Origin of the sequence: Phnomibacter ginsenosidimutans (assembly GCF_009740285.1) — a bacterium.
In the GTDB taxonomy this organism is placed as follows: Bacteria; Bacteroidota; Bacteroidia; order Chitinophagales; family Chitinophagaceae; genus Phnomibacter; species Phnomibacter ginsenosidimutans.
Genome location: NZ_CP046566.1, coordinates 1,827,116 through 1,838,601 on the forward strand (window position 1 = coordinate 1,827,116; position 11,486 = coordinate 1,838,601).

At 49.1% G+C, this 11,486-nt stretch carries 14 protein-coding genes, 1 tRNA gene and 1 pseudogene; 13 read left to right on the forward strand and 3 right to left on the reverse strand.

The features are described from left to right. Positions 1-15 precede the first annotated feature (15 nt). The 3 genes from rplI to rpsF form a co-directional block, all read right to left on the reverse strand. A complete protein-coding gene (rplI, locus tag GLV81_RS07865) occupies positions 16-462 on the reverse strand; it encodes a 50S ribosomal protein L9 (RefSeq protein ID WP_157478343.1) in 447 nt (148 codons plus the stop codon). A 128-nt stretch (positions 463-590) separates the two neighbouring features. Beyond that, positions 591-854 carry a 30S ribosomal protein S18 gene (rpsR, locus tag GLV81_RS07870; RefSeq protein WP_157478345.1) on the reverse strand — a complete coding sequence of 88 codons (264 nt, stop codon included), beginning with the start codon at positions 852-854 and terminating at the stop codon, positions 591-593. Between the two features lie 3 nt (positions 855-857). Beyond that, a complete protein-coding gene (gene rpsF / locus GLV81_RS07875) occupies positions 858-1,211 on the reverse strand; it encodes a 30S ribosomal protein S6 (protein WP_157478347.1) in 354 nt (117 codons plus the stop codon). Positions 1,212-1,519: 308 nt separating this feature from the next. On the opposite strand from rpsF, the gene pxpB reads away from it, so the two are divergent. The 13 genes and pseudogenes from pxpB to GLV81_RS07930 all read left to right on the forward strand — a co-directional run bounded on the left by pxpB (position 1,520) and on the right by GLV81_RS07930 (position 11,313). Continuing rightward, positions 1,520-2,239: a 5-oxoprolinase subunit PxpB gene (pxpB, locus tag GLV81_RS07880; protein ID WP_197429028.1), complete on the forward strand. Its 720-nt coding sequence runs from the start codon at positions 1,520-1,522 to the stop codon at positions 2,237-2,239. Further along, positions 2,236-3,189, forward strand: coding sequence for a 5-oxoprolinase subunit C family protein (locus GLV81_RS07885; protein WP_157478351.1), 954 nt, complete (start codon positions 2,236-2,238; stop codon positions 3,187-3,189). Before pxpB ends, GLV81_RS07885 begins: the two co-directional genes overlap by 4 nt. Before the next feature lie 20 nt (positions 3,190-3,209). Continuing rightward, positions 3,210-3,968 carry a 5-oxoprolinase subunit PxpA gene (locus tag GLV81_RS07890; RefSeq protein ID WP_157478353.1) on the forward strand — a complete coding sequence of 253 codons (759 nt, stop codon included), beginning with the start codon at positions 3,210-3,212 and terminating at the stop codon, positions 3,966-3,968. Next, positions 3,961-5,139, forward strand: coding sequence for an NRAMP family divalent metal transporter (locus tag GLV81_RS07895; protein WP_157478355.1), 1,179 nt, complete (start codon positions 3,961-3,963; stop codon positions 5,137-5,139). The genes GLV81_RS07890 and GLV81_RS07895 overlap by 8 nt, the downstream gene beginning before the upstream one ends. A 166-nt stretch (positions 5,140-5,305) precedes the next feature. Then, on the forward strand, positions 5,306-6,118 hold the full coding sequence (locus tag GLV81_RS07900) for a LiaF transmembrane domain-containing protein (RefSeq protein ID WP_157478356.1): 813 nt from the start codon (positions 5,306-5,308) through the stop codon (positions 6,116-6,118). 38 nt (positions 6,119-6,156) lie between these two features. Beyond that, entirely contained in the window at positions 6,157-6,489 is a 333-nt protein-coding gene (locus tag GLV81_RS07905) for a hypothetical protein (protein ID WP_157478358.1), read from the forward strand. A gap of 45 nt (positions 6,490-6,534) precedes the next feature. Continuing rightward, positions 6,535-7,575 (forward strand): sensor histidine kinase, encoded by a 1,041-nt coding sequence (locus GLV81_RS07910; protein ID WP_197429029.1) that lies wholly within the window; start codon positions 6,535-6,537, stop codon positions 7,573-7,575. Positions 7,576-7,613: 38 nt separating this feature from the next. Further along, positions 7,614-7,841, forward strand: a pseudogene (locus tag GLV81_RS20150) (LytR/AlgR family response regulator transcription factor); the annotation flags it as partial. A 268-nt stretch (positions 7,842-8,109) separates the two neighbouring features. Next, on the forward strand, positions 8,110-8,304 hold the full coding sequence (locus tag GLV81_RS20155; protein WP_246186315.1) for a LytTR family DNA-binding domain-containing protein: 195 nt from the start codon (positions 8,110-8,112) through the stop codon (positions 8,302-8,304). Positions 8,305-8,344: 40 nt separating this feature from the next. Next, positions 8,345-9,586, forward strand: coding sequence for a BaiN/RdsA family NAD(P)/FAD-dependent oxidoreductase (locus GLV81_RS07920; RefSeq protein ID WP_157478360.1), 1,242 nt, complete (start codon positions 8,345-8,347; stop codon positions 9,584-9,586). 152 nt (positions 9,587-9,738) lie between these two features. Then, positions 9,739-10,260 (forward strand): citrate/2-methylcitrate synthase, encoded by a 522-nt coding sequence (locus GLV81_RS21180; protein WP_281350810.1) that lies wholly within the window; start codon positions 9,739-9,741, stop codon positions 10,258-10,260. Beyond that, entirely contained in the window at positions 10,188-11,063 is an 876-nt protein-coding gene (locus GLV81_RS07925; RefSeq protein ID WP_281350826.1) for a citrate (Si)-synthase, read from the forward strand. The genes GLV81_RS21180 and GLV81_RS07925 overlap by 73 nt, the downstream gene beginning before the upstream one ends. A 176-nt stretch (positions 11,064-11,239) precedes the next feature. Beyond that, positions 11,240-11,313 (forward strand) — tRNA-Ala (locus GLV81_RS07930). The last annotated feature ends 173 nt before the right edge of the window (positions 11,314-11,486 follow it).

Here is an 11,486-nt window from a genome sequence, read left to right on the forward strand (position 1 = left end):
TCGTTCGAAAAAAGCTTATTCAGCTACTACTTCAAACTCCACTTCAGCGTTGTTGCCATTGCCAAAGTCTACAGCAGCTTTGTAAGAACCCAGTTCTTTTACTTCATCTACAATGCTGATGCGACGACGGTCAATTTCATAACCTTTCTGTTCGCGGATAGCCTTGCTGATTTGTACAGAAGTAACGCTACCGAAGATTTTGCCGGTAGTACCTACTTTGGCACCCACTTTCACAGGCGCTTCTTTCAGCTTGGCAATTACTTCGTTGATAGCAGCCAACAGTGCAGCTTCTTTCTTAGCCGCTACTTTCAGCTTCTCTTCACGCATTTTCAGGTTGCTGGGGCTGGCTTCTACAGCAAACTTGTTGGGGATGAGGTAGTTACGGGCATAGCCGTTCTTCACATTCACCAGTTCGTTCTTGCCGCCCAGGTTGTCTACGTCTTGAATCAAAATTACTTGCATGGTTGCAAATGGTTTAGTTCCCAGAGCCCAGCTTTCGCTGTCCTTCTGCCTTGCAGCAGAGTTAGGGAATGGTTACTGAATAGAAAATATAAAGCCGCAAGTATCGCTTACGGCTTTATGTAAGTTGCTTATTTCATCAAATCGGTTACATAAGGCAGCAGGGCCATCTGGCGGGCACGCTTTACAGCGTCGCTTACCTTGCGCTGAAACTTCAGGCTGTTACCGGTAATACGGCGGGGCAACATTTTACCCTGCTCGTTCAAAAACTTCTTCAGAAACTCAGCGTCCTTGTAGTCTACATAACGGATGCCCATTTTCTTGAAGCGGCAATATTTCTTCTGACGCTTTTCAGTACGAATGGCGGTCAGGTATTTGATTTCGTTCCGTGCCATAACTTATGCCTCCGCTTTTTCAGTTTCTGCCTTCACGCCACTTTTCTTACGTGCATTGTACTCAACGGCGTGTTTGTCGAGTTTTACGAACAGGTGACGCATTACGTTGTCGTCACGCAAAAACTGAATCTTCAGTTTTTCATTGAGGTCGGATGGCGCACTGTACTCAACAACCCAGTACATACCGGTTGTTTTCTTTTGAATGGGGTACGCCAGTGATTTCAGTCCCCAGGGATTGCTGTTTACGATAGCACCACCATGTTCAGTAATGAAGTCTACATACTTCTTCTGAGCGGCAGCGTAGCTTTCGTCGTTCAGCACAGGGGTAAAAATCACCATCAATTCATAATTGTTCATGATCCCTGATTGGTTTTAAAATGTTTACAATGGACACCCTTCATCGTTGTGAGTCGGGGCGAATTCAGTCATTTCAGCTGAATTTGGGCGGCGAAGGTAGGAGAAACCGCCTATTTGGCAAAACAAAATTCAAGGCCAGCAAGGCTTTCGCCATAAGCAGCGGCAAATATAGGGAGGGGGCTGTCAGCAGTTTTGCTCATGGCAGCCGCCGTTCGCCGCCCTGCGGGTTCCGTACCGGCCTTTGCCATAGGCCCTGCGGGCATAGCACCGCCCGGCACTGCCCTCCGGTCTGGTGCAGCCCCTCAGCTATGTATCTTTCCCCGGCAGGCCTTACATTCGAAGCCATGCAACTGCCTCCGCCACATATTTCACCCCTCTCCGAAACCGACTGGTTGCTTCAGTTTCACACCGGCTTATCCGTTGCCGCCAATCAGCAACTGCATGAACTGGCGTCACTGTTTCGCCAGCAGTACAGCCGTTTATTGCAAGATGTAGTAGTGGCTTACGATAGCCTGCTGCTCCGGTTCCACCAGCCGCAGCCCGATGCTGACGTTTGGATGCATGACGGCCTGAAACAGTTGGCAGACAAGCTTTCAACGGGTGCCACCACTACATTAATAGAAATACCCGTTTGTTACGACCAGGCCTTGCGCAACGATTTGGCAGCTATGGCTCAGCAAATCAACTTATCCGCGGCAGAAATTGTGCAGCTCCACAGCGCCGCTACTTACCATATTTATATGTTGGGCTTTTTGCCCGGCTTCGCCTACATGGGCAGTGTAGATGAACGGATAGCACTTCCCCGCAAAGCAGCACCGGTGCCTGTTAAAGCCGGTGCTGTGGGTATTGCCGGTATGCAAACGGGCATTTATCCCACGGCATCGCCCGGCGGGTGGAACATTGTGGGCTACACGCCGCTGCAAATGTTCGATGTCCATCGTGAACCAGCCTGCGTGTTACAGCCCGGCCAGCAGGTTCGATTCGTGCCGGTTTCTTTATCCGATTTTAAAAGCCTGCAAGCATCATGAGCATTGTAATAGAAAAAGCAGGCTTGCTCGATACGGTGCAAGATGCCGGCCGCCATGGCTGGGGCCATTTGGGCATCAATTGCAACGGACCGATGGACCCGCAGTCTTTTGCTCTGGCCAATGCCTTGCTCGGCAATGAACTAAATACGCCAGTGCTGGAAATGCATTTTCCGGCACCCATCATTCGATTTCAGCAACCGGCTTTGATAGCACTAACTGGGGCCAACTTTTCGGCGATGCTCGATGGAGAACCGATGCTCAACAACCGGGCTTACCAGGTGGCAGCAGGCTCGGTGCTGCGGTTTGGGCATAAAAAACAAGGCGAACGCTGCTACCTCGCCGTGCGGCATGGCTGGCAGGTACCGCAGCTGATGGGCAGTGCGGCTACCAATCTCAAATCGGGTTTTGGTGGCTGGCAGGGCAGGGCTTTGCAAACGGGCGATTGCTTGCCATTCATTACTCATTTACCCGAAGGGAGCCTCAATAAAAAAATGCCGTGGTTTGTGACTGATTTATTGCCTGCAAATACTACGCAACTACCCGTGCTCAAAGGCCCCGAATGGGAATGGTTGCAGGAAGATGCCCGCTACCAATTGCAGCGCAGTCGGTTTGAAGTAAGCCGCAAAGCCGACCGCATGGGCATCCATTGGTTGGGCAATGATTTGCAGTTGAAAGAAAAACACAGCCTATTGTCGTCACCGGTGGCAATAGGTACCACGCAGCTCTTGCCATCCGGGCAATTGCTCACTCTCATGGCCGATCATCAAACCGTGGGCGGTTACCCGCGGGTGTTGCAGTTGTGCAAAGTGGCATTACCCATTTTGGCGCAGTCTTCGGCTGACATGTCCTTCGGGTTTCAGTTTATTACTCATGCTGAAGCCATGGGTTTATACGAGCAGCAAAAACATATCCGGCAAATACAACTTATGGTGCGCAGTTTCCTAACCTGATTCGCCGCTATATTTAGCCCATGCAACCAACCATTGATGTGAATGCAGATGTGGGAGAAGGCATACCGACTGATGCTGCCCTCATTCCGCTAATTTCCTCGGCCAATATTGCCTGTGGCTATCATGCAGGCGATGCAGCTACCATTGCCACTACTATAGATTTGTGCAAGCAACACGGTGTAGCAATTGGAGCACATCCGGGCTTTGCCGACAAAGCCAATTTTGGCCGTACCGATATGATGCTGCTCACGCCCGATGCCTGGTATCAATTGATTACTGAGCAACTCAGCATTATGCAAGAGGCTTGCAACAGAGCAGGTGCAAGTATGGTACATGTAAAACCTCATGGCGCCTTGTACAACATGAGTGCCCGCCTGCCGGAAATAGCTCATATCATTGCACAGGCGGTGTATGATTTTGATTCCAATCTTTTACTGTATGGTTTGGCCGGTAGTCATTCCATTACTGCAGCAAAAGCCATTGGCCTCAATACGGTAGATGAGTTTTTTGCCGACCGTACGTATCAATCCGATGGTTCGTTAACGCCACGCACCCAAAGCAATGCCCTGATTACAGATGATAATATGGCCATGCAACAAGCATTGAACATTGCATTGTATGGAAAGCTGATGGCGGTAGATGGAAGTGTCATTCATCCGGCAGTAGGAGTACGCAAATCCATTTGCCTGCATGGCGATGGAGCACATGCCATTTCTTTTGCCGAACATATCGTACATATATTTCAGCAAAGTGGCATCAACATAAAAGCGCATGGCTAAGCAACAACAATGGATGAGCAATGGCATGATGGGTGCCGCTTTTTTGATGGCCACCAGTGCCATTGGTCCCGGCTTTATTACACAAACTACGGTGTTCACCAGTCAGCAGTTGTCCAACTTTGGGTTTGTGATTTTGGTGTCCATTCTCATTGACATTGTGGTGCAACTGAATATCTGGAAAGCCATAGCCACAACGGGTTTGAAGGCACCGGCCTTGGCCAATCGGGTAGTACCTGGTGCTGGTGTGTTGCTCACTCTTATGGTAGTAGCAGGAGGGATGGTATTTAATATTGGCAATGTGGCCGGTAGTGGGTTGGGCTTGCAAACCATGTTTGGCATTTCGGCTACCACTGGTGCAATTATTAGTGGTGCCATTGCCATTGCGTTGTTTTTGCTGAAAGAGTTTGGCAAGGCCATGGATACATTTGCCAAATGGCTCGGCATCCTCATGATTGTAATGGTGTTGACGGTAGCTTTTGCTACACAACCACCTGTGGGTGATATGCTGCAACATGTTGTGCTGCCAACGCACATCAATTCATTATCCATTCTCACCTTGGTGGGTGGCACTGTTGGTGGTTACATCAGTTTTGCTGGCGCCCATCGCATGCTCGAAGCGCAGCAAGGCAAGCCCATGGCGGAGAAAGAAGTAACGAAGGGGGCGGTAACGGGTATCATCTTATCAGGCATCATGCGCATTGGTTTGTATGCGGCCGTGTTGGGTGTAGTGGTGACCGGTTTTGTGCCCGATGCAGGCAATCCTGTCGCCAGTGTTTTTCAGCAGGCATTGGGCGACAATGGCCGCCGCATATTTGGTCTCATTTTGTGGAGTGCTGCCATTACTTCTGTAGTAGGTGCTTCGTATACGTCGGTTTCTTTTTTGGAAAGCTGGCATCCGGCCATTGTTAAACATCGTCAATGGATGATCGTTGCCTTTATTATTGTTGCTACTGCAGTGTTTGCAGGTTTTGGCAATCCGGTGAAAATATTGGTGCTGGCCGGAGCCGTCAACGCATTTGTATTGCCGCTGGCGTTGATACTGGTATTGCTGGCCATGTCGTATCGAAAATGGCTGCCCAACTACCGCCATCCTTTGTGGCTCAGCATCAGCGGATGGGTCATTACTGCATTGTTGTTGTACATGGCTTGGCGGGCTATTGCGGCGTTGTAGTTTTTACCGAAGACTTGTTTCGGTAAATGGATTGCACAAAAAAGCAAAACATTTTCACCGGCAAAAAAGCAGGTTTTACCGAGGTACCAACCCCGCATGCCTAAAGCCGCTTGCCTTGGGTAAATGGCCGCAGTAGGTTTGTGTTATCAAACAAAAAACAACTGTTATGTCACAGCATTTTCAACAGCCGCAAACGCCTTTCGAACACAAACAAAAAACCATCCCCAAACAACTCACGATCGGTTTTGTAGTCGTGTTGGTAGGTCTGGGCATTTTACTCAAACGCATGCATTTACCCTTGCCTAACTGGTTGTTTGGCTGGGAAATGATTCTCATACTCATTGGTGTAATTACGGGTATCAATTCAAAATTCAAGGATATTTCATGGCTCATCCTTATCGTGATTGGAAGTGTTTTTCTACTGGATGATATTGGACCATTCATTCCTATTCGTCAGTACATATGGCCAATTGGCATTATACTGGTCGGTCTTATCATCGCCTTCAGACCAGGCTTTGGTAATCGCCGCAACCGTTGGATGAATGACACTCCACCCATGCCGGCAGCCACTGCACAACCGTTGAGCAATTTTAGCGTAGTGCCCGACGCAGCTCCTGTGAATGATGCCAACACTGTAACAGATGATGTGCTTGATGCGACCGCTGTTTTTGGTGGTGTAAAAAGAAGTGTCGTATCCAAACGCTTTCGCGGTGGTGAAGTGGTAGCCGTATTTGGTGGTGCAGAAATCAATCTGGCACACGCCGATTTTGAAGGCACCATCAAAATGGAAATCGTGAATGTGTTGGGCGGTACCAAACTCATTGTGCCCGCCGATTGGGATGTGCAATCTGTAATGGTGGCCGTGTTTGGCGGGGTAGACGACAAGCGTTTTATCAAACCTGAAATGATTAACCCCAACAAGAAACTGATTATAGAAGGCACCAGCTTTTTGGGTGGACTGGAAATCAAAAGTTATTAATCAGCACCTCGACCCACACATTGCCAAAACATTTCGCCATGAAACCGTATCTCGTTCGCCTCATGTATCAATGCGCCGCCACGCCACAATACCAAGAGCAATGGCGGTTTATACTGGCCGACGATGCACACTGCGCCTATTCCAAAGCCACACACATTGGCCTGCACGAAGGCCGGCACACCCAATCTCCCTGGCAGTTTCGTAGTGTAACCGGTATGCTGTTGTTAGATGAAAACGCCGATGGCGCAGAATGTTTGGCACAAGTTCAACAACACACAAACACTGAAAAAATGGAACAGCAATTGCAGCAACAACAAGCTGCTTTGCTGGCCCACATAGCCGAAGAAAAGTACCGCATGCTGCAGGTATGAATTCAGTAACATTGTAGTCGTTTCGTTATTCACCAAAACAATTCAGTGGCTTCTTCACCATTTACCACACCGCGGTTTCGCCGCATGTTTTTTGCCGGCTGGGCACTCTGGATGCTGGTGCATGCATGGGTGCTCTCCGCATATGGCCTCAGCTGGAAATTGTCTGCCATTGATAGCCTAGTAAGCAATGCTTTGTTACTCGGTTGCAGCTGGCTCATCAGCAATAGCCTTCGGTATTACCTTCCCGACAACAACCGCTACAGCTACCTGCTGGCGTTGACTGGTTTGGTGGCTTTGTTCTGGATGCTCTTGTCGAAGCTGGTTTTGTTTATGCTGCCGGATAGTTTAGCGAACTACGCATTTGTGCCGGGCAAAACTTATCCCATACGCATGGCAGTGGGCGTACTCATTTTGGGTACCAATACCCTCATACACGTGTTGTGGTACACAGTGCAGCAACAGCAGGAAGAAGAAGACCGGCGCAAAGAAGCCGAGGCTTTGTCGAGAGAAGTAGAACTGATGAAACTGCGGGATCAATTGCATCCGCATTTTCTGTTCAATAGTTTAAACTCCATCAATGCACTTATTGTAGCCAAACCCACACAGGCCCGCACCATGATTCAGCAACTGGCCGATTTTTTGCGGGGCACTTTGCGCAAAGAAGAAAATACCTGGAATGCACTGGCAGATGAAATCAGCCATTTGCAACTTTATCTGGACATTGAAAAAGTCCGATTTGGTCATCGACTAAATACCGTCATCGATATTCCTGAAGCATTGAGCACTGCACAAATACCTGCTATGTTATTGCAGCCAGCGGTAGAAAATGCCATCAAATTTGGTTTGTACGATACCACCGAACCCATTACCATCGACATCATTGCCCGGCAGGAGGGCAGTAAACTGGTGCTGGAAATCCGCAACCCGTACGACCCGCAAACAAGCCGTCAACCTGACGGTACAGGCTTTGGCTTACGTTCCATTCAGCGGCGCTTGCAGCTCTTGTTTGGGCAAAGCGATTTGCTCAAAACCAGTGGCAGCAACGGCCTTTTTATTACCACCATCATAGTTCCGCAACCGTTATGATAAAAGCAGTAGTAATAGATGATGAGCCACTGGCACGAATGGTTGTGCTGGAATATTTGCAGGCCTTTCCGCAGGTAAGCGTTGTAGCCGAATGTGGCGATGGTTTTGAAGGATTGAAAGCCATTCAACAGCATTGGCCATCCTTGGTGTTTCTCGATATTCAAATGCCCAAAATTACCGGCTTCGAAATGCTGGAGTTATTGGATGAACCTCCTTCCATCATTTTCACCACGGCTTTTGATGAATATGCCATCAAAGCTTTTGAAGCCAGCGCCGTAGATTATTTGCTGAAGCCTTTTAGCCAGGAGCGTTTCAACAAGGCCATGCAAAAATGGCTGCAGTTGCAGGCTGCTCAGCAAACTCAGAGCTACCAGCAACTGGAAGAACACGTACCACAGCAGCAGGAGCGAATAGTGGTGAAAATCGGCAACAACATTCGCATCATTCCGGTGCACGATATTATCTACCTCGAAGCGGCAGATGATTATGTAAAAATTCATACAGCCGAAGGCCATTTTCTCAAAAAACAAAACCATGGCTTTTTTCGAAAAGCAGCTCGATGCCAACCAGTTTGTACGGGTGCACCGGTCGTATCTGTTGGCTGTGCGGCACATCAGCCGCATCGATCCCTACGAACGGGAAAGTTTTCTGGCCATTTTGCGCAATGGACAGCAAGTGCCCGTGAGTAAATCGGGCTACACCCGCCTGCGGGAAGTGCTGGGGATGTAAGTCACCTTGCTACTTCATTGGTTCGCTGCATCTTTGAGCGGTGAAGCAATCCCGAAAACATATTGTGGTGATAGGCGGTGGTGCAGCCGGATTTTTTTGTGCAGTCAATGTAGCCCGGCTGCAACCCGACTGGCAAGTCACCATTTTGGAAAAGGGCAGCAAAGTACTTCAAAAAGTAAAAGTGAGTGGCGGGGGCCGTTGCAATGTAACGCATGACTGCAGCTCCATTTCGGAGATGAGCAAATGCTATCCGCGGGGTGAGAAATTCGTCAAAAAACTCTTCCGGCATTTTTTTGTACCCAACAGCATTCAATGGTTTGCAGAGCGGGGCGTAGCCTTGAAAGTAGAAAAGGATGGCCGCATGTTTCCCGTAACAAACGATTCGCAAACCATCATTGAATGTTTGCTGAAAGAAGCCAACCAATTTAGGGTGGAGTTGCTGCTGAATTTTTCTGTAAAAACATTGGCGCAAACGGAAAGCAGTGGCTGGCAAATCACTGCCGACAATGGCCGCAGCATTCATGCCGATGCGTTGTGCATTGCCACCGGCGGCTTTCCCAAGCTGGAGCAGTTTGACTGGTTGCAGCAAGCTACGGGGCATACCGTGGTGCCGCCTGTGCCGTCCTTGTTCACGTTCAATTTGCCCAAGCATCCTATCACCAAACTCATGGGCGTAGCCACGCCTGCCAAAGTGCGGATAGCGGGTTTCAAAGAAGAGTCGGAGGGACCGCTGCTCATTACCCACTGGGGGTTGAGTGGCCCGGCCGTGTTGCGGATGTCGGCATTTGCCGCCCGTCATTTACACGACCACGAATACAAGTTTACCGCCCTCATCAACTGGCTGCCCGACTGGAATGAAACCAGCCTGCGGGAGGCCATCATTCAACACCGGCAGGCGCATGGATCGCAACTCGTCATCAATACGCCGTGGTTTGGTTTGCCCGCCAGGTTGCTGGAATTTTTATTGCAGGAAGCCGGCATTGCCCCACAACAGCGCTGGGCCGATTTGCCCGCTACACAGCAAAATGCATTGGTAAAAAAACTGTGCAGTTATGAATGTGCAGCCAGCGGCAAAACCACATTTAAAGATGAGTTTGTAACGGCTGGTGGTATTGATACAGCCGAGCTATCGCCCGACACGATGCAAAGCAAAAAAGCGTCTAACCTCTGCTTCGCCGGCGAAATCATCAACGTGGATGGCATTACGGGTGGCTACAATTTTCAGCATGCATGGAGCTCCGGTTTTGTAGCAGCGAAGACGATTGCGGAACAAACAGTATGAAGAAATGAATAAGCAACAGTTATGAAATATGAAAATTCTCAAAATGTGGAACAATCGTTTTCAGTAGCTGTTATTGCTTGGGCGCATTCAATTAACTTTGGAGCCCTTCCAACACAGTAATATTCAGGAATTTATCTAAATACGATTAACACATGGGCATTTTAAAGGAACGATTCAGAGCCAAAGCCGATATCGCCTCTGCTGAAATCAAATCGATTTTGAAAGAGCATGGCGGAAAGAAAATCGGAGAAGTAACCTTATCACAAATTTACCAGGGCATGCGGGGTATCACCGGCCTGGTTACCGAAACTTCATTGCTCGACGCACAGGAAGGCATCCGTTTTCGCGGCTACAGCATTCCTGAGCTTCGCGAAAAACTGCCCAAAGTGCCCGGCGGTACCGAACCGCTTCCTGAAGGATTGTTTTACCTGATGCTCATTGGTGAAATACCCACCGAAGAAGATGTAAAACATGTAACCGATGTGTTGCAGCGCAAGAGCCACGTGCCCAACCACGTGTTCAAAATTATTGATGCCATGCCGCTCAACACGCACCCCATGACCATGTTTGTAACGGGTGTAATGGCGTTGCAAACAGAGAGCTGTTTTTCAAAGCGCTACGCACAGGGCATGTCGAAAAAGATTACTGGGAAGCCACCTATGACGACAGTCTGATTCTGTTGGCCCGACTCCCTCGTTTAGCGGCCTATATCTATCGTCGTAAATACCACAATGGAGAAGACATTACCCCCGATGGTATGATGGACTGGAGTGGAAACCTGGCACACATGCTCGGCTTCAACGACGATAAGTTTAAAGAACTGATGCGGTTGTACATGACCATCCACGCCGACCACGAAGGTGGCAACGTGAGTGCTCATACCACGCACCTTGTAGGCTCTGCCCTCAGCGATCCATACCTGGCCTACGCTGCCGGTATGAACGGCCTTGCTGGTCCGCTGCATGGCCTCGCCAATCAGGAAGTGATCAAGTGGATTTTTGAAATGCAGGAAAAGCTGGGTACCGATTTACCCACGCATGACCAAATAGAAAATTATGTACGCCAAACCCTGTCGGAAGGTAAAGTAGTGCCCGGCTATGGCCACGCTGTATTGCGCCAAACCGACCCCCGCTATACCGCACAAATGGAGTTTGGTAAAAAGTACATGCGGGAAGACAAGCTCTGCCGTACCGTATGGAAGATTTATGAAGTAGTACCACCCATTTTGGAAAGCCTCGGCAAGGTGAAAAACCCCTGGCCAAACGTAGATGCGCATAGCGGTGCGCTGCTCGTACACTTCGGTATGAAGGAGTATGAGTTTTACACCGTACTGTTTGCCGTAAGCCGTGCCATGGGTGTATTGGCCAGCCTCATTTGGGACCGTGCACTGGGCTTGCCCATTGAGCGTCCGAAGAGTGTAACCACCGATTTGGTGAAGAAATGGCTGAATGGTGAAGATGAAATTTGGGGTGAATAATTCGCCCTTGTGATACCCAGAAAATACCGGCAGTACATGCCGGTATTTTTTTTGAAAAGATATTTTGGTGAATTGATTTGTGCCCCTATTTTTGCCGCCCATTCAGGGGGATTAGCTCATCCCGATAGCTATCGGGAGGCTAGTAAAAAAAGCTTGAATGGATGTTCTTATTAGAAGGGGGATTAGCTCAGCTGGCTAGAGCGCTTGCATGGCATGCAAGAGGTCATCGGTTCGACTCCGTTATCCTCCACATCAAAAAGAAAGGTTCACATTTTGTGAGCCTTTTTGTTTGATACAAGTCAGCATGCTGTGGCGCCTCGACTAAGTCGAGGAGGTCATCGGTTCTCTCGATAGCTATCGGGATCCGTTATCCTCCACATCAAAAGAAAGGCTCACATGTTGTGAGCCTTTGTTGTTGAAGTA

Coding starts and splice junctions, on each gene's coding strand:
- GLV81_RS20155 (WP_246186315.1), top strand. CDS start 8,110: ATGGCTTTTTTCGAAAAGCAGCTCGATGCCAACCAGTTTGTACGGGTG.
- GLV81_RS07890 (WP_157478353.1), top strand. CDS start 3,210: ATGCAACCAACCATTGATGTGAATGCAGATGTGGGAGAAGGCATACCG.
- rplI (WP_157478343.1), bottom strand. CDS start 462: ATGCAAGTAATTTTGATTCAAGACGTAGACAACCTGGGCGGCAAGAAC.
- GLV81_RS07895 (WP_157478355.1), top strand. CDS start 3,961: ATGGCTAAGCAACAACAATGGATGAGCAATGGCATGATGGGTGCCGCT.
- GLV81_RS07885 (WP_157478351.1), top strand. CDS start 2,236: ATGAGCATTGTAATAGAAAAAGCAGGCTTGCTCGATACGGTGCAAGAT.
- rpsF (WP_157478347.1), bottom strand. CDS start 1,211: ATGAACAATTATGAATTGATGGTGATTTTTACCCCTGTGCTGAACGAC.
- rpsR (WP_157478345.1), bottom strand. CDS start 854: ATGGCACGGAACGAAATCAAATACCTGACCGCCATTCGTACTGAAAAG.
- GLV81_RS21180 (WP_281350810.1), top strand. CDS start 9,739: ATGGGCATTTTAAAGGAACGATTCAGAGCCAAAGCCGATATCGCCTCT.
- GLV81_RS07905 (WP_157478358.1), top strand. CDS start 6,157: ATGAAACCGTATCTCGTTCGCCTCATGTATCAATGCGCCGCCACGCCA.
- pxpB (WP_197429028.1), top strand. CDS start 1,520: ATGTATCTTTCCCCGGCAGGCCTTACATTCGAAGCCATGCAACTGCCT.
- GLV81_RS07900 (WP_157478356.1), top strand. CDS start 5,306: ATGTCACAGCATTTTCAACAGCCGCAAACGCCTTTCGAACACAAACAA.